This is a genomic window from Mycobacterium sp. E796 (genome assembly GCF_001672815.1).
Classification (GTDB): domain Bacteria; phylum Actinomycetota; class Actinomycetes; order Mycobacteriales; family Mycobacteriaceae; genus Mycobacterium.
The window spans coordinates 1-21,620 of record NZ_LZKK01000186.1; the positions used below are offsets into that span (position 1 = coordinate 1).

Here is a 21,620-nt window from a genome sequence, read left to right on the forward strand (position 1 = left end):
CTGCAGCATTGCCCTTGTTGCGCCAGTCATCACACCCGCGCGTGATCTGCAACGGGGACAGTTTCCGGCGCGCTGGGGCGGCGCACATACAGCGTCCAGGTGAGGACCGCGGCGAGCACATAGGACGCCAAAAACGTCCAGTAGGCCGACGTTTCGGTGCCGCTGTTGAGGTAGGACTCGCGCAGCGCCAGGTTGATCCCCACGCCGCCCAGCGCGCCGACGGCCGAGCACAAGCCGATCAGCGATCCCGACATCGCCCTCGACCAGCGCCGCCGCTCGGCATCGGAGAGATTCAGGCCGCGGCTGCGCGCCTCGAAGATGGACGGGATCATCTTGAACACCGACCCGTTGCCCATCCCCGACAACACGAACAGCGCGATGAAGCCGATCACGTAGCCGATCATCGTTGTCGAGCCGCCGCCGCGGCCGTCGGCGGTGCTGATGGCGACCAGCAGCCCGGTACCGACGATCATGCCGCCCAGGACGCCCAGGGTGACGCGGCTGCCGCCCAGTCGGTCGGCCAGCCGGCCGCCGTAGATGCGTGCCAGCGAGCCGAATAGCGGCCCCACGAAGGCGATCTGCGCGGCGTGTAGCGACGCGTGCTTGGCGGTTTCGCCAGCCTCCTGGAAGTTGATCTGCAGCACCTGGCCGAACGCGAACGCGAACCCGATCCAGGAGCCGAAGGTGCAGATGTAGAGCAGCGAGATCACGTAGGTGTCGCGCTCGAAGAGGACCGAGCGCATGGTGTTGACCTCGATGCCGTGGTCGAGGTTGTCCATGAACAAAGCCGCGGCGACGCCGACGATCGCCAGCAAAAGCAGGTACACCGCGCAGACCCAATACGGCGCTTCGTGGCCGGCGGTCGCGAGCGCCAGTAGGCCGACCAGCTGGATGACGGCGACGCCGAGGTTGCCGACGCCGGCGTTGATCGCCAGCGCCGCGCCCTTGAGGCGCTGCGGGTAGAAGGCATTGACGTTGGCCAGCGATGCCGCGTAATTGCCGCCGCCCAGGCCGGTCAGCGCCGCGCACACCACATAGGGCCACAGCGGCAGCCCGGGATGCGCCATCAGCACGATGGTGCCGACGGTCGGGATCAACAAGACGAACGCCGAGAAGGCCGTCCAGTTGCGTCCGCCGAAGGTGGCGATGCCCAACGTGTAGGGGATGCGCGCACAGCCACCGACCAGGGTGGCGACCGCGCCGAGCAGCAGCTTGTCCCCGGCCGAGAAGCCGTAGACGGATGCGGGCATGAACAGTGCCATCACCGGCCAGAGGGTCCAGATCGAAAAGGCGACGTGATCACCCGCGACGGTGCAAAGCAGGTTGCGACGGGCGACGTTCTTATTGCCGCCCTCCCAGGCCGCCGCGTCCTCCGGATTCCAATCCGTGATGCGGTGGTTACGGCCCATGCGGTCAGCACCCTTCCTCGACGGCGGGATATCGCGAACAGGCTTGGGCCGCCGTGCATTTCGATGCTCACATTTGGTGCGGAAGCCAGTCAACTCAATTCGACCGATATCGCCTGTAAGTTGAATCCCAGTTATCTGGTAAATAGCTGGGTGCAATTAAACGAGCGAGTGATTTCGAACGGCCGCGGGATTTATTGTGAGCTGCAATACATTCCGCGCGCGCATCCGCGCTGACTACCAGACGTCGCCCGCCCGCCAATCGCACATCAACTCCGCGTCCGGGTCCAGGCTGATCGCGACCGGTAGGACGAACACGGCGCCGTCGTCGTCGGGTGTCCGGGCCGGACCGGTGGGGGCCAGCACCGACGTGGGGCCGCGCCACGGCAGCCAGCCGCGCGCCGCGTAGATGCTGCGCGCGACGTCGGTCGAACTGACGGCACCCACCTGGTAGGCGCCCCGGATCACCTGCTCGACGCCGTCGAGCAGGGCGTGCACCAAGCCCCGGCCGCGAAAATCCTCCCGCACCGCGACACCTTCGACGTAGCCGCAGCGCAGCGCGTCGCCGCGGTAGAGCAGTCGCCGCTGGATGACGGCCGCATGCGCGATGATCGCGCCGTGGTGCCAGATCAGGGCGTGCATGCCCCCCAGCGTGTGCTCCCAGTCGTGGTCGCTGAAATTTCCGGCGAACGCGGCGGTGACCATCTGGCGGACGCGCTGCCGGGTCTCGCTGTCGAGGTCGGCGGTGTGGACCAGGCGGGCGGTGTGGACCTGGGTTTGCACCCTATGAGTATGACCGGCCGCCCCGGGGCCGCGCCCAGTGCAGGCGCACGTACTGGCCCGGCCGCACCTGGGCGATCTTGTCGGCGTCCTCGTCGGTGATCACGCCGATCACCGGGTACCCGCCGGTGACCGGATGATCGGGTCCGAGGATGACGGGTAATCCGTTGGGCGGCACCTGGATTGCGCCGCGGGTAGCGCCCTCGCTGGGGAGCTGCCGGTCCGGCCAGCGGTGTTGCAGCGGGCGGCCCTCCAGCCGCATTCCGACCCGGTCGCTGCGGTTGGAGGCCATCCAAATCGTGTGCACCAGGGCGTCGGGATCGGTGAACCAGTCGTCGCGTGGGCCCGGCACCACCTGCACCTCGACCAGGTGCTCGCTGATCGCCGCCACCGGCGCCTGGTCGAGTTCCGGGTAGTCGTCGGTGTGCTCGCCGACCGGAAGCCGGTCGCCGCTGTGCAGCGGCGCCGGGCCGATCGCCGACATCACGTCGTAGCTGCGCGAGCCCAGGACGGGCTCCACGCAGATCCCGCCGCGCACCGCCAGGTACGTTCGCAGCCCGGCCCGCGGGGCGCCCAACGAGATCACCTGCCCGTCGCGGACGTGGTGAATGCTGTTGGTGCCGAACTTGATTCCGTTCACGGTGGGGTCGGTGTCGGCGCCCGTCACCGCGATGTCGACGTCGCCGCCGCGGACGCGCGCGGAGAAGCCGCCGAAGGTCACTTCGACGGTGGCCCGGTCGTCGGGGTTGGCGACCAGCCGGTTGGCGAGCGTGTGCGCGCGGCGGTCGGCGGCCCCGGACCGGCTGACGCCGAGGTGGGCCAGCCCCCGGCGGCCGAGGTCCTGGACGACGGCGAACGGCCCGGTGCGCAGGATTTCCAGGGTCGGCACGGCAATCTCCTTGCTCAGACGGCGCGGAACTGAACCCACATGCCCCGGGTCAGCAGCGCCGGGTTGGGCCGGTCGAGATCCCACAGGACGGCGTCGGTATGGCCGATGAGCTGCCAGCCCCCGGGCGACTGCCGGGGATACACCGCGCTGAACTCTCCGGCCAGGGCGACGGAGCCGGCCGGCACCGACGTCCGCGGCTCGGACCGGCGCGGCACCCGCAGCCGCGCGTCGCCGTCGACCAGGTACGCGAAACCCGGTGCGAAGCCGCTGAATCCGACCCGCCACGGGGTGGCGGTGTGGGCCTCGATCACCTGCGCCGGGGACAGGCCGGTGTGGCCGGCGACCTCGGCGAGGTCCGGGCCGTCGTACACCACGTCGATCGTCACGTCGGCGGTGCGGTCCGCAGGCGCATCGAGATCGGCGGCGACCCGCATCCGGCGCAGGCGCTGCCTCGTCGCTCCCTGCCGGCGCGGGCTGTCGAGCTTGACCAGCACCGTGCGGGCGGCGGGGACGACGTCTACGACGCCGGGCAGGGCCGCCGCGGCCAACGCGTCCACCCATGCCAATACCTCGGCGGTGCTGCCGCATTGAAGCATCAGGGCGTGGTCGCCGTAGTCGAACACGGTGTTGCCGACCAGGTCGGTCGACAGCTCCTGGGAGAGTCCGCTGCCAATATCCGTCACGCTCATTACTGAACGGTAACCCCGGCATCCGTGCAGGCGGGAGGGAATGCGGACGGATTTTCGAGCACTGCCAGAGGTGCCTTAACGAATGCTCAAACAGCCGGGATTCAGCCCAGGATCTTGGCGATCAGTGGCGGCAGTTGATCGGCCACCAACGGGTAGCTCAGCGGTGACGCGAAGGCGATCGCGCCGGCCTGGTCCTTGGTGGTGAAGACGTGGCGGTTCTGGGCGGTCGCCAGCGAGGCCGCCACCTCGGGGTCGGCCAGCAGGGCCTTCTGGTCGTCGGGGCTTTCGGTTGTCCAGATCACCACGTCGGCGGAATCGAGCACCGCCTTGATCTGATCGCGCGGGATGACGGCGCGGTGATCGGTGCCGAAAGGCTTGATGCTGTCGGCGATGACGAGGCCCATCCGGTTCAGGAAGTCGGTCCGCCAGCCCGCCAGGGTCGCCACCACCGTGCCCTGCCAGAGGGTGCCCTGCATGAGCAACGCCTTCTTGCCCATCCACTGCTGGTTCTTCTGGGCGACGGCGGCGAATTGCTTGTCGACGCCGTCGATCAGGGACTTCATCTGGTCGGCCTGGAACACCGCCTGGCCGACGGCGGTGGCCTGCTCCTTCCACGGCTCGAAGAACGCGTCGCCGTCCGACTGCGCGAGGGTGGGCGCGATCGCGGACAGCTTCTGGTAGGTGTCGGCGTCCAAGCCGGCGTTGATGGCCACGATCAGGTCCGGTTTCAGGCCCGCGATCTGGTCGACCTGAATTCCGTTGTCCAGGTTCAATACCACGGGCTGGGCGCCACCGAGCTTGGGCTGCGCCCAGGGCCACACCGCGAAGGGCTGATCGCCGAACCAGTTGGTCACCGCGATGGGCACCACACCCAGGGCCAGCAGGTCATCCTGCTCGGTGTAGCCGGCGCTGACCACGCGCTTGGGCGGCTCCTTGATGACGGTCTGACCGAACAGGTGGGTGACGGTCACCGATCCGCCCGGGGCGGCGGACGACGATTTGCGTGGCGAACAGGCCGCCAAGACTCCGGCGAACCCGGCCATCCCCGCAGCCCCCGTGAGCTGCAGGAATCCCCGCCGATTCCATCCGTGTCGCATCGCGTGAGATTATCGCTTTCTTCGCTCTGACCCGCTTCGCCGCGCGGCTCGTCACCTTCGCGGTCCTTGGTACCCGACCCATGGGCTGTAGTCGGCGATCAGCTCTTCCTGGGCTGGGCGCCGCTCGGCCGGCACGTTTTGCAGGTTGATCCGGATCCGATACCAGATCGAACTGGGCCCGCGCATGCCGTCGACCAGGACGTCGGCCGGCTGCAGCAGCTCCGCCGCTTCGGGATGGCGGTCGCGCCAGGTGTCCAGGGCGGCCATCGCCTCGTCTTTGGTTCTGGTGCGGGCGATCTCGATGAGCGGCTTCGACGAGACGCGCCCGCTCTCGGTGCGGCTGCCCGATCCCCGCGGTGCGCGCTCCGGCGGCCCCAACTCCTCGGCGAGCATCAGCAGCCGATCCAGCTCGCCGACCGCGTCGTCCATGCCCTCCCAGGGGTCGCCGAGTTCGGCGAACCGCGCGGGCACCGTGTCGATGGTGAAGGCGGCCGGATCGCAGCCGGCGACCTCGTCCCAGTGCAGCGGCGTCGATACCCGGGCATCCGGGGTGGCCCGCACGGAATACGCCGACGCGACGGTGCGGTCCTTGGCGTTCTGGTTGAAGTCGACGAACACGCCCTCGCGCTCCTCCTTCCACCAGCGGCTGGTCGCCGCCTCGGGAATCCGACGCTCGACCTCGCGCGCGACGGTCTGGGCGGCCAGCCGCACCTGGCGGAACTCCCAGCGCGGGGCGATCCGGGCGTAGATGTGAAAGCCCCGGGATCCCGACGTCTTCGGCCATGCGGTCAGGCCGTAGTCCTCCAGCACCTCGCGGGCCACCGATGCGACGTCGACGATGCGTCGCCACGCGACGCCGGGCATCGGGTCCAGGTCGACGCGCAGTTCGTCGGGGTGATCGAGGTCGCCCGCGAGCACCGGGTGCGGATTGAGGTCCACGCAGCCCAGGTTGATCACCCACGCCAGCCCGGCGGCGTCGCGCACGACGGCCTCCGCGGCGGAAGTGCCCCGCGCGTAGTGCAGTTCGGCGACGTCGACGTAGTCCGGTCGGTTGGCGGGCGCCCGCTTCTGAAACACGGCCTCCTGCGAGATGCCCTTCACGAAGCGCTTGAGGATCATCGGGCGCCCGGCCACGCCGCGCAGCGCCCCGTCGGCGACGGACAGGTAATAGCGGACCAGGTCGAGCTTGGTGTGCGGCCCCGAGCCGCCGTGGCGTTCGAAGACCACCTTGTCGGGGTGGGTGATGGTGACCTCGCGCCCGGCCACCTCCACGGACGCCGGGCCGGTCATGTTCCTCATGGTAGGTCGGTGGGTATTAACTAGTGGCACTGCGACCTACGTCACATAGGGTGGATTTTATGCCTAACCTCATCGGCCTGCCCGGCCAAGCGGTCTCCAAGATCCAGCAGTACCTCGAGCGGGGCTCGGCCGAACTGCACTACGTGCGCAAGATCTTCGAATCGGGTGCGTTCCGTATCGAGCCGCCGCAGAACTACGCCGCGATGGCTGCGGACATCTACAAGTGGGGCGAGTTCGGCATGCTGCCCTCGCTCAACGCCAGGCGCCATCCCGACCGCGTGGCCTGCATCGACGAGGAGGGCGAGTTCACCTATCGCGAGCTCGACGAGGCCGCGCACGCGGTGGCCAACGGGCTGATCGACAAGGGTGTCAAAGGCGGCGACGGCGTCGCCATCCTGGCGCGCAACACCCGCTGGTTTCTGATCGCCTACTTCGGTGCCGCCCGGGTCGGCGCCCGCATCATCCTGCTCAACAGCGAGTTCTCCGGCCCGCAGATCTGCGAGGTGTCGGAGCGCGAGGGCGCCAAGCTGATCATCTACGACGACGAGTACTCCAAGGCCGTCGCCAAGGCCGAGCCGGAGCTGGGCAAGCTGCGGGCGCTGGGGTCCAATCCCGATGCCGACGAGCCATCGGGTAGCGACGACGAGACGCTGGCCGACCTGATCGAGCGCAGCAGCTCCGAGCCCGCCCCCAAGGCGAGCAAGCACTCGTCGATCATCATCCTGACCAGCGGCACCACCGGCACGCCGAAGGGCGCGAACCGCAGCACCCCGCCGACACTGGCGCCGATCGGGGGGATCCTGTCGCACGTGCCGTTCAAGGCCGGCGAGGTGACGTCGCTGCCGGCGCCGATGTTCCATGCGCTCGGATTTCTGCACGGCACCATCGCGATGTTCCTCGGCTCGACCCTGGTGCTGCGGCGCAAATTCAAGCCGCCGCTGGTGTTGGAGGACATCGAGAAGCACAAGGTGACGGCCATGGTCGTGGTCCCGGTGATGCTGTCCCGCATCCTCGACGCGCTCGAGAAGATGGACTCCAAGCCCGACCTGTCCAGCCTGAAGATCGTGTTCGTGTCCGGCTCGGCGCTCGGATCGGAACTGGCGGAACGGGCGCTCAAGGACCTGGGCCCGGTGATCTACAACATGTACGGCTCGACGGAGATCGCCTTCGCCACCATCGCCGAGCCCAAGCACCTGGAATTCAATTCGTCGACGGTCGGGCCGGTCGTCAAGGGCGTCAAGGTCAAGATCTTCGATGACAACGGCAAGGAGTTGCCCAAGGGCGAGGTCGGGCGGATCTTCGTCGGCAACGCCTTCCCGTTCGAGGGATACACCGGCGGAGGCAAGAAGCAGATCATCGACGGGCTGTTGTCCTCGGGCGACGTCGGCTACTTCGACGAGAACGACCTGCTCTACATCAGCGGGCGCGACGACGAGATGATCGTTTCCGGCGGCGAGAACGTCTTCCCGGCCGAAGTCGAGGACCTCATCACCGGGCATCCGGACGTCGTGGAGGCCACCGCCATCGGGGTCGAGGACAAGGAGTGGGGCCACCGGCTGCGCGCGTTCGTGGTCAAGAAAGAGGACGCCGACCTCGACGAGGACACCGTCAAGCACTACGTCCGCGACCACCTGGCGCGCTACAAGGTGCCGCGGGAAGTCGTGTTCCTCGACGAGCTGCCGCGCAACCCGACGGGCAAGATCCTCAAGCGCGAACTCCGCGAGATGGAAATCGACTGACTCCTCAGGTCACCTGCGTGCCTGGATGGCGCGAGTGATCTCCATGGAGAGTTTGCGATCGAGCAGTAGCTGATCGATGAGTGCGGCGAGGACCTCTTGTCCGGTCACCCGGGCGACCCCAATCCGGTCGGCGGCCTCACGCTGCCAGACATCGAGCGCCCGGTGCGTGGCCAGCGGCAGATCGACGGTCCGTCGCGTTCGCCGGTCGCGCGCCGACCGGTCACCCGCCGATTGGCTGACCTTCTGTTGACCGCGCGCCCGCCGAAAGCCGGTTAGGCGCTCGGTCGGACTGGTGTCTCCGGCAGACGCGGTGGCCGGCGCCTGTGCGCGGAACGTTCCGGCGCTGGGCCCCAGCTGGTTTGGGTCGTGGTTCACAGTGGCGACGTCCCTCCGTGGGTGCCAATCGGTAACTCCCAGCCGATGTACACGTGTTGATACTGATCCTCTCATTCACGCGAACGTCAGTCGACGTCGCCGAGCGCCGGGTGCACCAGGCAGTTGAGGCCTGTGGCCAGCTCGTAGCGGCTCCTACCAGCATCGCGCCCTGCAAATGAATTTTGGATTGCTAGCAGGCAGGCAAAATGAAAATGGATCTGGCAACTCGATCGCTAGATGTGATTTGCCATTCATTCACTTTCCCGAGCCTCGCGCTACTGATCACAGCCCTCTGCGGGCTGGGGCGCAAACCCCGATATGAAATACTGAATCTCAAATCCGCGCGCGGGCAACCCCTTTACCTGCTGGTATTCCGACTGGCTGGGCCGCCACTACTGATCTCCTCAATCCCTGAAGTTTGGATCCGCGCAAATAGCCATTTTTGGAAATTCATAATTAAGTGGAATCAGCCGATAGCTAGGGCCGGTCACATAACTAATACACAGCATAATTTCCCGTAGGAATGGTTTTTGCCATCACGGCACCGGGGTAGGCCTAAAAGTGACAGTGCAAGGTCTCGAAAGGACTCGAAAGGAGTCTCATATGTTGATCTCGATGCAGTCGGTCCGCTACGCGGCAGCTGGTGCAGTCGGCGCCGGCGCGCTGACTGGTGCGATGTGGTTGGCGGCCGTTCCCGCCGCACAGGCGGCCCCGGCTCCGGCTCCGACGCATGGCTTCGTAGGTGCCGGGCCGCACGATGTGATCCCGACCGACAATGGGCCCGGCGACCCGGGCGGTCGCGGCGGTGACCACGACGGTCCGGGCCAAGGCGGCTGGGGCCGCGGCGGTGGGGACCACGACGGTCCAGGCCAGCGCGGTTGGGGCCCAGGCGGTGAACAGCGCGGCGATTGGGACCGCGACCACCGCGGCGATTGGGACCGCGACCACCGCGGCGACCGCGGCCCCGGCGATTGGGACCGAGACGGCCACGGCCCGGGCAACTGGGACCACGGCGCCCCCGGCCCCGGCGATTGGGACCGCGGCGGATGGCGCTAGTGCGGAGTCACAACCGTGCGTAGCGGGTCACCCGCTCCCCGGCCGCTGAGAAGAGAAACCCATGCCGGCCTGACCGCGGTCAGGCCGGCATGGTTGTCGTAGCGTCGACGGTCGCGGTGCCGGGGCGGTTCGCGATTTCGCCGCAGGCATAAATTAATCGTTAGCTGACGCGTTCGGCTGTTTGCCGAATCTTTGACAACTCTCATTTTCATGCTGCGCGTGAATCATTACCTACGGATATCTGGAATAACACAGTTCAGTGGGTCAGTAGATCCGGTCTGAGGTGCGGTTATGTGGCGATTGATACTGAGATCAGTACAAGCATAACTAGACGGGACCGCTGCCTAAACACCGCAGCCGTGATCCGCTTATGATCCTCGTCATATTGAATAGCTGCTGTCTGCATGAAATGCCGAAATATGGGTAAGTTCTTAAGCGTTATTGGCTTCAAACTTCTGATTTTTGGCAGCGTGGAAGGAGCTCACAGATGTTCACCTCACTGCGCTTGATCCGTAGGGTCGTGATCGGTGTCGCGGGAGCAGGCCTGCTGACTGGGGCCATCCTCTTCGGCGGTAACCCGGCTGCGCACGCCGTCCCGCCTTCCGCCCCGGGAACCGGTTTTGAAATGTCCGGGCCACACGGCGGTCCCGACCTGCCGCTCAAGCCGGGCGGCGGTGGCGGAGGCGGCCACGGCGGCGGCGGCTGGGGCGGCGGCGGCCACGGTGGCTGGAACGGGCCGGGTGGCGGCGGTCACGGCGGATGGGCCGGCCACGGTGGCTGGGGTGGACCCGGCGGCTGGAATGGCCACGGCGGCTGGAATGGCCGCGGCGACTGGGGCCACGGAGGCAATTGGGGTCGCGGCGGCTGGTGGGGTCCCCGCGGCGACTGGGACCGCGGCGTCTGGGGTCACCCCGGCTGGGGCAACGGCGGATGGGGCCCGCCCGGACTGGGTTACCGGCCGTGGTGGCCGTTGTGGAACTGGTGGTGGTGACCCAGCAACCCCCAAGAACCCGGGCCATGCCGACCTGGCAGACGTGCGTCAGGTCGGCATGACCCGTCTCAGGCACCTCAACACTGTTTGGAGGGGCCCAGTAGAACGGCCGCCGGTCGAGCAGGAGCGGTTTGCCAATGGCATGGCCCCAAGGTCATTTCATCCAACGGCCTTGGGGGCCTGACGAATAGACCGCGACACCGCTATGGCTGTCGCCCGTGCTGCAGTGGCCGCCGCGGGTCTGGACGTACGCATCAGTGGTCTCCGACGCCAAAAACGTTCGCCTGCAGACGCGGTCGTTCCTCGCCGGGCAGCCGAGGCCAATATCGACCCCAACGACACGAGCAGAAGCCGCGGTGCTCATGCACTGCGTGGCCCGCCGGAGTTGAACACATATCGGAGTGGTGCTCCTTGTCGATGCATTGCGTATCGGCGACTTACGCAGAGCCCCAAGAGGTTTGCCATCACGAGGCGCTGCGGGCACAAGTCGCTGGCAGTGCGTGCCCTTAGCGGCGCGCGTATTTCTTGCTGCCCATGACGTAGGGCACCGCCCTGAATGCCAAAAGGCCCTGTCTGTGCTGGGCGCATGCGCCCAACATGGTGCAAACAGCGGAAGTAGTGCGCTTAGGGGCAAATGCATGAACCGATTACGCAGCCGACCACCGCGACCGTGGGCATGGCTTGGACCCTGGTGAGGGCATAGGGAATGACGCATGGGGATGTCCGTAGTACCGCAGCAACTAGTCGACGCAGCCGGGGACGTGGAGAAGCTCGGGATTTGCGTGGAGGAAGCGAATTCCGCCGCGGTGCGGTCGATCACGTCGATCCTGCCGGCCGGGGCCGATCAGGTATCGGCGGCGATCTCCCAGCTGTTCACCAGTCACGGCCAGTGGTACCAGGGCATGGCGGCGCAAGCGCAGAAATTCCACACTGCGTTCGCGCAGACCATGGCCGTGTCCGGCAACACGTACCACGACGCCGAGGTGCTCTGCGCCGAAGAATTGCTGTGGAACGCGGTCGGTCAACTCGAGCAACCACTCATACCGCTAATCGAGCTAGCCGGCCTCGAACCGGCGCCTCCGGTCCCGACGGTGTCGACCAACCTCAATCCCATCGGACTCATCATGGGTCCTACGGACCTCCCGGTACTCTCGCAGCCGCTGGCGAACGCCATCGGCAGCATCTACGGGATCGCAAATCCTACCGCGCTTTTTACGCCTGAACAGGCATGGCCATTGACCCCGCAACTGGGCAACCTGACGTTCGGTCAATCCGTGGCACAAGGCAACCAGCTGCTGAGCCAGGCGATTTCAGACGAGCTCGCCGCCGGTAATCACACCACCGTGTGGGGCAGCTCGCAAAGCTCGCTGCTGATCACCCATGAACTGCGCTCGTTAATGGCCCAAGGCTCACCTGGGCAAGGACTGCTGACGTTCATCCTGACCGGCGACCCGGCCAATCCCAACGGCGGCCTGTGGGAACGTTTCCCCGGCTTGTATGTGCCGGTGCTGGACATGTTGTTCAGCGGTGCCACCCCACCCGACGCGCCCTACCCGGTCTCGATCTTCAACAACGAGTACTCCTTCTTCGGCGACTTCCCGCGGTACCCACTGAATCTGGTGTCGGACGCCAACGCTTTCGTCGGTCTGGCATTCGGCGTGCACAACTACGGGCCACCGACAAACCTGAGCGATTACCAGCTCCTGCCCACATCCCCCGGATACACCGGCAGCACACAGTACTTCATGGCGCCGACACCGGACCTACCGTTGCTGGAGCCGTTCCGCCACTACGGCGGCCTATACGGCAACACGCTCGCGGACCTGCTCCAGCCAGATCTGCGGGTGGTGGTGGACATGGGCTATGGCTCGGGCGAGTACGCCAACCTGGTAACTCCGGCATCCCTCCTGGAGTTGCCCAATCCGACCGCGATCCTGTCGGACCTCGCGACCGGGGCGGTGCAGGGGCCGACCGCGGCCTTGGTCGACCTCGGCGTCCTTCCGCAGTCGATGTACCCGACGACCTACCCCTTCGTGCCAGTCCTGGACCCCGGGCTGAACTACCCATTGCCGCAGACGGGCGTGTCGGGGCTGGCGCTTCTGTCCGGATCCGAGGGGCAATTAATGCGTACGCTAGGGCTGATTCCGCCGTGGGATGCCGAGAATTGACGAGCTTGATCTCGAGCGCTTACGGGTCCCGGGGCAGGCCCAGCAGCCGTTCGGCGATGATGTTGAGCTGGATCTCCGAGGTGCCGCCGTAGATTGTGGTGGCCCGGCTGGCCAGCAGATACTCGCCCCACTTGCCCGCTAGCTGGCCGGTGTCGCCGATCGCGGCGTCGGTGCCGAACGACGACACCGCGAACTCGGCGTAGCCCTGCCCGGTGCGCATCGACAGCAGCTTGGAGATCGCGGCGGACGGCATCGCGTCCCCGCCGGCCAGCGTCAGCAAGGTCGAACGCATGTTCAGCACCTTGGCGGCATGGCCCTCGGCGATCAGCTGCCCGGCCCGGTGCTGGCCCACTTGGTCGAACTGCCCGTCGCGCACGAACTCGACGAACTCGGGAAGCGTCGCAAGGAAATTCGCGTCGCTGCCGCCGATCGACACCCGCTCTGCCGTCAGGGTGTTGCGGCTGACCTCCCACCCCCGGTTGACGTCGCCCAGCACGCATTCGTCGGGCACGAACACGTCGTCGATGTAGACGGTGTTGAAGAACTCCTGGCCGGTCAGCTCGCGTAGCGGCTTGACCGTGACGCCCTCGCTCTTCATGTCCAGCAGGAAATAGGTGATGCCGTTGTGCTTCGGCGCGCTCGGGTCGGTTCGCGCCAGCAGCGCTCCCCACTGCGAGTACTGGGCGGCCGTGGTCCAGATCTTCTGGCCGGTGATGCGCCAGCCGCCCTCGGCCCGCGTCGCCTTGGTGGTCAGCCCGGCGAGGTCCGATCCGGCGCCCGGCTCGGAAAACAGCTGGCACCAAATCATTTCGCCGCGCATGGTCGGCGGCAGATACCTTTGCTTCTGCTCCTCGGTGCCGAACGCGACGATCGACGGGATGATCCATGCCGCGATGCCGACCTGCGGCCGCTTGACCCGCCCGGCGGCGAACTCCTGGGCGATGATGATCTGCTCCACCGGGCTGGACGCCCGGCCCCACGGCTTGGGCAGGTAAGGCAGCACCCAGCCGCCCTCCGCAATCGCCACCCTGCGCGGCTCGCGGTCCATCTCCTTCAGCGCGGTGACCTCCGCGCGAATGTCGGCCCGCAGCTTTTCGGTGTCGGGATCCAGGTCGATGTCCACCGCGCGCATTCCCGTCGTGGTCGCGGTGTCCACGACTCGTTGCGGGTATTCCGAGCTGCGGCCGAAGGAGGCGGCCAGCATCAGCGCCCGGCGGTAGTACACGCCTGCGTCGTGCTCCCAGGTGAAACCGATGCCGCCGTGCACCTGGATGCAATCCTGCGCGCAGCGTTGGGCGGCGGCCGGCGCCAGCGTCGCGGCCACGGCCGCGGCGAAGTCGACCTTGGAACCTGCCATGTCCCAACCGTTCTCGCGGGCCTCGTCCAGCGCGCGGGCGGCATCCCACACCGCCGCGGTGGCCCGCTCGGTGTCGGCAACCATTTCTGCGCACTTGTGTTTGATGGCCTGGAACTGGCCGATCGGCCGGCCGAACTGCTCGCGGATCTTGGCGTACTGCGACGCGGTGTCGGTTGCCCACCGCGCCACGCCGATGGCCTCGGCCGACAGCAGCGTGACCATCAGCGCGTGTGCGGTGGCCATGGTCAGATTGCTCAGCACGGCGTCGTCACCGACCTCGACGGCGTTGGCCCGCACGTGCGCGATCGGGCGTAGCGGGTCAAGGCTTTTCACGGGCTCGATCTCGAGCTGCTCGGCGCGCAGCACCACCCATTCCTCGCCGCTGTCGATCGCGACGGGAAGCACCAGCAACGAGGCCTGCGCGGCGGCGGGAACGGCACGGACCTCGCCGCGGATCACCAGTGAGTCCCCCTGGCGGGTGGCAGTCAGCGCACAACACTCCATCGCGTAGGCGGCGATGGCCGCGCCGGACGCCAGCTCGGAAAGCGCCTTGGCCTCCGGGTCGTGCGCGGAGATCAGCGCGCTGGCGATCGCCGACGGCACAAACGGCCCGGGCACCGCCCCGTAGCCGAACTCGGCCAGCACGATGGCCAATTCGAGGATGCCGAAGCCTTGTCCCCCGACCGATTCCGCCAGATGTACGCCCTGCAGTCCCTGCTCGGCCGCGGCCCGCCAGTATGGCGGCGGATTCACCAGGTTTTCCAGGGGTGTTTCCATCGCCTTGTGCAGCACCTCGGACGGCGCGACCCGCGCCACCAGGGAACGCACCGAATCGGCCAGGTCTTGATGCTCAGGAGTGATTGCGATCGGCATTGGTCGCCTTCCTCGTCCATTTGCTGGCTCACGTTTCGTGCCAGCGCCTTCCAAGCTAACAACCGGTCGGTTGGTTGACTACATGGGCCAGCGGTTGCCCGTCGCGCAGCCGGCGGCAGTTCCCGACGGCCTCGATCAGGTACCGCCGCATGGTGTCGGCCGTGTACCAGGTGACGTGCGGCGTCAGCACCACGTTGTCCAGGCCCAGTAGCGGGTTGCCGGGCGCCACCGGCTCAGCCTCGAAAACGTCGAGCCCCGCCGCGGCCAGCCGCCCGTCCCGCAGCGCGTCGACCAGGGCGCCCTCGTCGACCACCGCGCCCCGGGACGTGTTGACCAGCACCGCATTCGGCTTCATCCGGGCCAGCGCCTCGCGATCCAGCAGGTGATGTGTCCGCTCCGTCAGGGGCAGGTGCAGCGAGACGATGTCGCTGGCGGCCAGCAGGTCGGGCAGCGGCCGCCAGCCGGGCAGGCCGTCGTCGCGGGTGCTGGTGTGCAGGACGCCCGCCCCCATCGCCGTGACGATTTCGGCAACCCGTTTGGCGATGTTGCCGTACCCGACCAGCCCGACGATGCAGCCGCCGATGTCGCGCACCGTCTCGCCCAGCGCCGGATCCGAGGGCCAGCCGCGGCCTTCGCGGACCGCACGGTCCAGCTCCGTCAGCCGGCGCAACGCGGCCAGCATCAGCAGCACCGCGCCCTCGGCCACCGACGGCGCGTTGGCGCCCGGCATGTTGGCGACCGCGACGCCGCGTTCCGTCGCCGTCGGTACGTCGATCGTGTTTACCCCGGCGCCCAGCTTGTGCACCAGCCGCAGCCTGGTCGCGCGCCGCAGATCGTCGCCCGACAGGGGCCGCAGCACGTGCCAGATCACGTCCGCGTGCGGCAGCTCCCGGTAAAAGCCCTCGTCGTCGTCCTCGGCGCACCACCGGATGTCAAGCCAATCCGATTCTGGCGCAACGAAGTCGAGTACCTTGTCGCCGGGAACGAAATGGGCGAGAACCCTTAACGCCACCTCTTGGTGATCCACCTGGCGATGGTATCGGCCTGCTCGCTGCGCGCGCCCGGGGTGGTGAAGTAGTGGTCGCTGTTGATGGAGGCCTGCGTCTTGTCGATGCTGGCGAGCGCGTCGTAGATGCGCTGGGCATCCGACGGGAAGACGCCGGTGTCCGCCTCGGCGTTGATCACCAGGGCCGGGGAGGTGATGCGGGCCAGATGCGGCTCGGCGCGGGTTTGCGCCACCCGCAGGCTCCACATGCCCAGCCAGTTGCGCAGGGTGCAGGCGGCGGCGATCCCGTGCGCGGACCGGTTCGCCTTGGCGGGGACGCCGGCGTAACACAGGTTCGGCGGGCGTTTGGTCGGCTCGATGCTCGGATCGACCATGCGGGGATCGGCCCAGGTGCGCATCACGGTGAACGGCCGGTCCGAAAAGCCCACGGCGCGAACCCGTTTGAGTTCCCGCTCGGCCCAGTCGGTGATGGCGTGGTTGCGCGCGATCTGAGCGTCGCGGTAGCGGGCGAGGAACTCGGGCGAGTACGGGGGCCCGTTGCGCTCTTCGAACAGGTCGAGGTCGGCATCGGTGGCGACCGGGTCGTTCTCGTCGACGACGGCGGCGTCCATCCATGCCGTCAGGACGTCGGGGCGTCCGGGGTGCGCCGCCGTGGCGACGTAGCCGTCGGCGGGGATCAGCTCGGTGAGTCCGGCCGCGGGGCGCATGCCCTCCAGGGGAGTGACGTTCGGTTCGAGCGCTTGCGACTGATAGGCGGCCATCAACGAACCGCCGCCCGAATTGCCGAGCAGCACAACGTAGTCCACGCCCTGCACCTGGCGCAGCCAACGCACCCCGACGCCGATGTCGACCAGCGCGTGGTCCAGCAGGAAGCTGCTTTCGAATCCGCGGAACCTGGTGTTCCAGCCCAGGAAGCCGATGCCGCGGGTGGCGATGTAGTCGGCGAGGTAGTGCTCGGCGAAGTCGATCTGGTAGTGCGTGGCGATCATCGCCACCTTCGGCTTGCGCCCCACCGCGCGGTGGTAGAGCCCCTGGCAGGGATGCCCGCCGGCTCCCGCCCGGCCCGCGGTGGGCGAGGGCAACCCGACGAATTCCTGCATCACGCCCGCGGCGCCGTTTTGACGGGTCAATTTGACTCCCCTCTGCCGCCGTAGATGGCTCGGTAGTAGATGTTGGCCAGCGTTCGGATGCACGCCGCGTCGTCGGGTTCACCGGGCCCGGCGAGTTGCGTGTAACAAAACTGGTAGAACATGGCCAAAATGGCCTCGGCGATCAGGCGCGGATCGTCATCGGCGCAATGGCCTTGGGCCTGGGCGCGCCGGACCGATTCGCTGATGAAAGTGATTGGCGTGGAACAGATGTCGGCCCAGTACCGCGCAAAGTCGTCGTTGATCATCGCCAGCTGGTAGATGCTGACGACCTCGGCGAGCCGGTTGCGGTAGGTCCACCACTGCGCGGCGGCGGCCTCGTACGCCCGCTCGCGGTCGGACAGGCCGTGTTCGGTGACCGAACGCGCGCGCTCGGTGATCTCGTCGCGGAACCGCAGGGCCCATTGGCGGACCATCGCCTCTTTGGAGTCGTAGTAGTTGTAGAACGATGCGGACGAGCGGCCCGCCTCGGCGGCGATGTCGGCGATGGTCGTCGCCAGAATGCCTTTGCGCGCGATAACCGTTCGGGCGGCCATGTCGATCGCGGCCTGAGTTCGCCTGCCGCGGTGCGTCGGAAACGCCGGTGGGGGGTCGGGTCGCTCAGCAGGTTCGGCCGCGGTGGACAATCGTGCGAACCTCCTGGAGCGGAACTGAACCTGATGTTAGATTCAGATTTGGATCTTGGCCAGGGCTTTCGCGGATTGATAGGAGCCGCAGGATGATCAAGCCGCACAACGCCAACAACGAATTCGAGCTGGGCGGGATCAACCACGTCGCGCTGGTGTGTTCGGACATGGCGCGGACCGTGGATTTCTACTCCAACATCCTCGGCATGCCGCTGATCAAATCGCTCGATCTGCCCGATGGTGCCGGCCAACATTTCTTCTTCGACGCGGGCAATGGCGACTGCGTCGCGTTCTTCTGGTTCGCCGACGCCGCCGACCGGGTGCCGGGCATCTCGTCCCCGGGCGCCATCCCGGGCATTGGCGATATCACCAGCGCCGTAAGCACCATGAACCATCTGGCATTCCACGTGCCGGCCGAGAAATTCGATGCCTACCGGCAGCGGCTCAAGGACAAGGGCGTGCGGGTCGGGCCGGTGCTGAACCACGACGAAAGCGAGCGCCAGGTCTCGGTGACCGTGCATCCCGGGGTCTACGTGCGCTCGTTCTACTTTCAGGATCCCGACGGCATCACACTGGAATTCGCTTGCTGGGTAAAGGAATTCACGAGCAGCGACAACAAAGCCATCCCCAAGACCGCGGCCGACCGGCGGCCCCCGGTGGACGCCGTACGCTGAAAGGGCAAGACCGTGCCTGAGCCGGGGGATGTCCATGACGACGAGCGACATTTTGTCCGACGCTCAGATCGCCGCGCTGACGCCCGAGCAGCGGCGTGACCTGATCAGCCGGCTGGAGCGGCCGCTGAGCGACGTGATCGACCCGGTGCTCATGAGCCGGATACGGCGCACCCGCATGAGCCTGATGATCGGTGGCTCGATCGCGATGGTTCCCTGGCTCGGGTATCTGTCCATCACGCTGCCGTCGAGCTACGTCGCCCACAACTGGACCGCCACGTGGGTGGGGTTCGACATCCTTTTGGTCGTGTTCATGGTGGCGACGGCCGTCCTCGGTTACCTGCGCCGCCAGCTGGTGGTGCTCGCCGCGTTCACCGCCGGCGTGCTGCTGATCTGCGACGCGTGGTTCGACCTGATGACCGCCGGACCCGCCGACGTGCGGATATCGGTGGCGACCGCGCTGGGGATCGAGGTGCCCTTGGCGATCCTGCTGATCCGCGGCGCGATACGCATCATGCGGCTCACGATGATGCGCTTGTGGCTCCTGGATCCCCGGATGCGGCTTTGGCACCTGCCCCTGTTTCCGTGACGCGGTACAGGTTCGGGTTGGTGAGTTCGTCGAGCAGCGACGCCAGGTGGTCGACGAGCTGGTCGGGCTCCATTCGGACGTCGCCGGCCAGCCAGGCGCTGATGGTCTGCCCGACGCCGCCGACGACGAAGTGCGCCGCGGCCTTGACGCGATCGTTTGCCGGCGCCCGCAACGTGTCGACGGCGTGCTGGCCGGACAGCATCGCGAAAAGCGCGCTGGACTCGGCGCGCTTGCGCACGATCACCGGGTCGCCCAGCTGCGTGTTGAAAAGCAGTCGCCCGATGCGGGCGTCGCCGGCGATGGTCCGCACGATGTTCGCGATCCCCGCGCGGGTCTGCTCGTGCGCCGGCACCGCCGCCACGGCGGCCTGGGTGGTGGCGGCCAGCTCGGCCACCACCGAATCGAACACCCGGCTGACGAACTGGTCCTTGTCGGTGAAGCTCTCGTAGAAGTATCGGGCGGCCAGGCCCGCCCGATCGCAGATGCCGCGGACGGTCAGTGCCGAGACGTCCTGCTGCTCGGCCCCCAGCAGCTCCAGGCCGGCGGTCAAGAATTGGCGGCGGCGGACGGCCGCCCGTTCGGCAGCGTCGACGCCGCGGTAGGGCCGCGCTTTGGAGGCCTCCGCCATAGCCACCATCTTGACACCCGTCTACATACGAGACAACATCAGGAAACAGGCGTTCGCACATTTTGCAGAGGGGGTCCCGCATGGCGATGCCGGACTCGATCGGCCATGTGGAGCGCGCCATCGCCGACCCGTCCCGCCCCGGCACCACCCGGCGCGGGCCCCGGGTGGGCACCGACGAGGGGCTGATGGGCGTGGCGCTGCTGGCCGGGCCCGCGAACGTGATCATGCAACTGGCGCGTCCGGCCGTCGGTTATGGCGTGCTGGAGAGCCGCGTCGAAAGCGGCCGGGTGGACCTGCACCCGATCAAACGGGCCCGCACCACCTTCACGTACCTGGCGGTGGCATCCGCCGGCAGTGACGCCCAGAAGGAGGCCTTTCGCCGGGCGGTGAACCGGGCCCACGCGCAGGTGTACTCCACCCCGGACAGCCCGGTCGCCTACAACGCCTTCGACGTCGACCTGCAGCTGTGGGTGGGGGCATGCCTGTACAAGGGCGGGGTCGACATCTACCGGACGTTCGTCGGCGAACTGGAGGGCGAAGACGCCGACCGGCACTACCGCGAGGGCATGACTCTGGCCACCACGCTGCAGGTCCCACCGGAGATGTGGCCGGCGGACCGGGCGGCGTTCGACCGGTACTGGCAGGAGTCGCTGGCCAAGGTGCACATCGACGACACCGTCCGCGACTACCTGTATCCCATTGCCGCCGGCCGCATTCGGGGGGTGACGCTGCCGGGCCCGCTGCAGCGTTTGTCCGACGACTTCGCGCTGCTGATCACCACGGGCTTTCTGCCCCAGCGCTTCCGCGACGAGATGAGGCTGCCCTGGGACGCCGCGAAACAGCGGCGCTTCGACCGGCTGATGGCCGTGTTGCGTGTGGTCAACCGCGCGCTGCCACGCTTCGTCCGGCGGTTCCCGTTCAACGTGCTGCTTTGGGATGTCGACCGCAGGATCAGGATGGGGCGGCCGCTGGTCTAGACCTACCCGGACGCCACCGGGTTGATAACGACAATCGTTTTCATTAGGCTTTCGGCTGGTTACCCTTCCAGCCCGAGGAATGCCGCTATGACCGCGCCGATTTGGATGGCCTCCCCGCCGGAGGTGCACTCGGCGCTGCTGAGCAGCGGCCCGGGGCCGGGGTCATTGCTGGCAGCCGCTGCCGCGTGGAACGCGTTGAGTGCCGAATATGCCTCGGTTGCAGACGAACTCACCGGACTGTTGGCGTCGGTGCAGGCCGGCGCCTGGGAGGGGCCCAGCGCCGAGTCGTACGTCGCCGCGAATGCGCCGTATCTGGCGTGGCTTTTGCAGGCCAGCGCGAACAGCGCGGCGGCGGCCGCCCAGCACGAGACGGCGGCCACCGCCTATACGACCGCGCTGGCCGCCATGCCGACGCTGCCCGAACTGGCCGCGAACCACGTCATCCACGGGGCCTTGGTGGCGACCAATTTTTTTGGGATCAACACCATTCCGATCGCGCTCAACGAGGCCGACTACGTGCGGATGTGGGTCCAGGCGGCCACCACCATGGGCATCTATCAAGCCGTGTCCACCGCGGCGGTGGCGTCCACGCCCCAAACCACCCCCGCACCCCAAATCCTCAAGTCCGATGCGCAAACCCCGGCGGCCAGCAACCTGGTGCAGGGGATCGCGCAGCAGATCGAGCAGTTCTTGCAGAACCCGCTGGGCCTCCAGCAGCAGGTCTCGCAGGCCCTCGAAGAGCTGTCCCAAGGCGACAATCCGCTGAGCCTCCCGCAGGGGCTCGTCGATTTCCTGCAAAACAACTTGGGGATCGGAAATGTCCAACTCGCCCACGATCCGTTGGTCGACAACCCGCTGAATCAACTCATTGCGCAGATCCTGCAGAACTTCGGGGTCACCTGGGACCCCGCCGAGGGCACCGTCAACGGGCTTACGTACGACTCATTCGCGAACCCAGGCCAACCGATCTTTTATGTAGTTCGATCCCTCGAAGTGCTCGAGGACATCGAACAGTTCGGCGTGTATCTGACCCAGAATCCGGTGCAGGCCTTTCAATACCTGATCAGCCTGGAGCTGTTCGACTGGCCGCTTCACATCGAAGAAGTTGCCGCCTACGCGCTCTCGCAACCGGCGGCGGTGGCACTTGTTGCGCCCGCCCTGGCCCCGTTGGGCGCGCTCGGGGGCCTGGGGGGACTGGCCGGCCTCGCCGCCGTGCCCCCACCGGCAGCCGCACCCGCGCCGGCCGCCGCTGCCGC

General features: G+C 67.2%; 20 protein-coding genes. 8 read left to right on the forward strand and 12 right to left on the reverse strand.

What is annotated here, in order from left to right:
* Positions 1-29: 29 nt before the first annotated feature.
* The 6 genes from A5706_RS13565 to A5706_RS13590 form a co-directional block, all read right to left on the reverse strand.
* Positions 30-1,409 (reverse strand): NarK/NasA family nitrate transporter, encoded by a 1,380-nt coding sequence (locus A5706_RS13565; RefSeq protein ID WP_068131353.1) that lies wholly within the window; start codon positions 1,407-1,409, stop codon positions 30-32.
* Positions 1,410-1,643: 234 nt separating this feature from the next.
* The gene (locus A5706_RS13570; protein ID WP_068131355.1) at positions 1,644-2,189 is read right to left on the reverse strand and encodes a GNAT family N-acetyltransferase; all 546 of its coding nucleotides are present in this window, start codon (positions 2,187-2,189) and stop codon (positions 1,644-1,646) included.
* 1 nt (position 2,190) lies between these two features.
* Complete coding sequence (locus A5706_RS13575) at positions 2,191-3,075, reverse strand: 5-oxoprolinase/urea amidolyase family protein (protein ID WP_068131381.1); 885 nt, start codon at positions 3,073-3,075, stop codon at positions 2,191-2,193.
* 14 nt (positions 3,076-3,089) lie between these two features.
* Positions 3,090-3,764 carry an allophanate hydrolase subunit 1 gene (locus A5706_RS13580; RefSeq protein ID WP_068131357.1) on the reverse strand — a complete coding sequence of 225 codons (675 nt, stop codon included), beginning with the start codon at positions 3,762-3,764 and terminating at the stop codon, positions 3,090-3,092.
* A 101-nt stretch (positions 3,765-3,865) separates the two neighbouring features.
* Positions 3,866-4,861 carry an ABC transporter substrate-binding protein gene (locus A5706_RS13585; RefSeq protein ID WP_068131359.1) on the reverse strand — a complete coding sequence of 332 codons (996 nt, stop codon included), beginning with the start codon at positions 4,859-4,861 and terminating at the stop codon, positions 3,866-3,868.
* A 51-nt stretch (positions 4,862-4,912) separates the two neighbouring features.
* Positions 4,913-6,160 carry a DNA polymerase domain-containing protein gene (locus A5706_RS13590; protein WP_068131360.1) on the reverse strand — a complete coding sequence of 416 codons (1,248 nt, stop codon included), beginning with the start codon at positions 6,158-6,160 and terminating at the stop codon, positions 4,913-4,915.
* A 59-nt stretch (positions 6,161-6,219) separates the two neighbouring features.
* Here A5706_RS13590 and fadD2 point away from each other — a divergent pair, with 59 nt between their 5' ends.
* Complete coding sequence (gene fadD2 / locus A5706_RS13595; RefSeq protein ID WP_068131384.1) at positions 6,220-7,899, forward strand: long-chain-fatty-acid--CoA ligase FadD2; 1,680 nt, start codon at positions 6,220-6,222, stop codon at positions 7,897-7,899.
* A 9-nt stretch (positions 7,900-7,908) separates the two neighbouring features.
* Here fadD2 and A5706_RS13600 read toward each other — a convergent pair whose 3' ends face one another.
* Positions 7,909-8,274, reverse strand: a complete 366-nt coding sequence (locus A5706_RS13600) for an ATPase (RefSeq protein ID WP_068131362.1) — start codon at positions 8,272-8,274, stop codon at positions 7,909-7,911.
* A 603-nt stretch (positions 8,275-8,877) separates the two neighbouring features.
* On the opposite strand from A5706_RS13600, the gene A5706_RS13605 reads away from it, so the two are divergent.
* From A5706_RS13605 to A5706_RS13615, 3 genes are all read left to right on the forward strand, one after another.
* Complete coding sequence (locus A5706_RS13605; RefSeq protein ID WP_068131364.1) at positions 8,878-9,330, forward strand: hypothetical protein; 453 nt, start codon at positions 8,878-8,880, stop codon at positions 9,328-9,330.
* A gap of 487 nt (positions 9,331-9,817) precedes the next feature.
* On the forward strand, positions 9,818-10,321 hold the full coding sequence (locus A5706_RS32255) for a hypothetical protein (RefSeq protein WP_197517823.1): 504 nt from the start codon (positions 9,818-9,820) through the stop codon (positions 10,319-10,321).
* A 713-nt stretch (positions 10,322-11,034) separates the two neighbouring features.
* Complete coding sequence (locus A5706_RS13615; RefSeq protein WP_082964350.1) at positions 11,035-12,489, forward strand: PE-PPE domain-containing protein; 1,455 nt, start codon at positions 11,035-11,037, stop codon at positions 12,487-12,489.
* Positions 12,490-12,508: 19 nt separating this feature from the next.
* Here A5706_RS13615 and A5706_RS13620 read toward each other — a convergent pair whose 3' ends face one another.
* The 4 genes from A5706_RS13620 to A5706_RS13635 are packed head-to-tail and all read right to left on the reverse strand — an operon-like array spanning position 12,509 to position 17,499.
* A complete protein-coding gene (locus tag A5706_RS13620; protein WP_068131369.1) occupies positions 12,509-14,719 on the reverse strand; it encodes an acyl-CoA dehydrogenase in 2,211 nt (736 codons plus the stop codon).
* Between the two features lie 55 nt (positions 14,720-14,774).
* Positions 14,775-15,746, reverse strand: coding sequence for a 2-hydroxyacid dehydrogenase (locus tag A5706_RS13625; RefSeq protein ID WP_231985277.1), 972 nt, complete (start codon positions 15,744-15,746; stop codon positions 14,775-14,777).
* Complete coding sequence (locus tag A5706_RS13630) at positions 15,722-16,825, reverse strand: alpha/beta hydrolase (RefSeq protein ID WP_156767103.1); 1,104 nt, start codon at positions 16,823-16,825, stop codon at positions 15,722-15,724. Before A5706_RS13630 ends, A5706_RS13625 begins: the two co-directional genes overlap by 25 nt.
* A gap of 26 nt (positions 16,826-16,851) precedes the next feature.
* Positions 16,852-17,499, reverse strand: a complete 648-nt coding sequence (locus A5706_RS13635; protein ID WP_068131374.1) for a TetR/AcrR family transcriptional regulator — start codon at positions 17,497-17,499, stop codon at positions 16,852-16,854.
* 92 nt (positions 17,500-17,591) lie between these two features.
* Here A5706_RS13635 and A5706_RS13640 point away from each other — a divergent pair, with 92 nt between their 5' ends.
* Both A5706_RS13640 and A5706_RS13645 read left to right on the forward strand, forming a co-directional pair.
* Positions 17,592-18,173, forward strand: coding sequence for a VOC family protein (locus A5706_RS13640; protein WP_068131376.1), 582 nt, complete (start codon positions 17,592-17,594; stop codon positions 18,171-18,173).
* Between the two features lie 34 nt (positions 18,174-18,207).
* On the forward strand, positions 18,208-18,759 hold the full coding sequence (locus tag A5706_RS13645; protein ID WP_068131388.1) for a hypothetical protein: 552 nt from the start codon (positions 18,208-18,210) through the stop codon (positions 18,757-18,759).
* Here A5706_RS13645 and A5706_RS13650 read toward each other — a convergent pair.
* Positions 18,692-19,387, reverse strand: a complete 696-nt coding sequence (locus A5706_RS13650) for a TetR/AcrR family transcriptional regulator (RefSeq protein ID WP_369831860.1) — start codon at positions 19,385-19,387, stop codon at positions 18,692-18,694. The two genes, A5706_RS13645 and A5706_RS13650, sit on opposite strands and share 68 nt — an antisense overlap.
* Positions 19,388-19,467: 80 nt before the next feature.
* Between A5706_RS13650 and A5706_RS13655 the strand changes: the two genes are divergently transcribed.
* Both A5706_RS13655 and A5706_RS34285 read left to right on the forward strand, forming a co-directional pair.
* Entirely contained in the window at positions 19,468-20,364 is an 897-nt protein-coding gene (locus tag A5706_RS13655; RefSeq protein ID WP_068131380.1) for an oxygenase MpaB family protein, read from the forward strand.
* Between the two features lie 87 nt (positions 20,365-20,451).
* The coding region (locus A5706_RS34285) for a PPE family protein (RefSeq protein ID WP_231985279.1) at positions 20,452-21,620 on the forward strand (1,169 nt) is incomplete at its 3' end.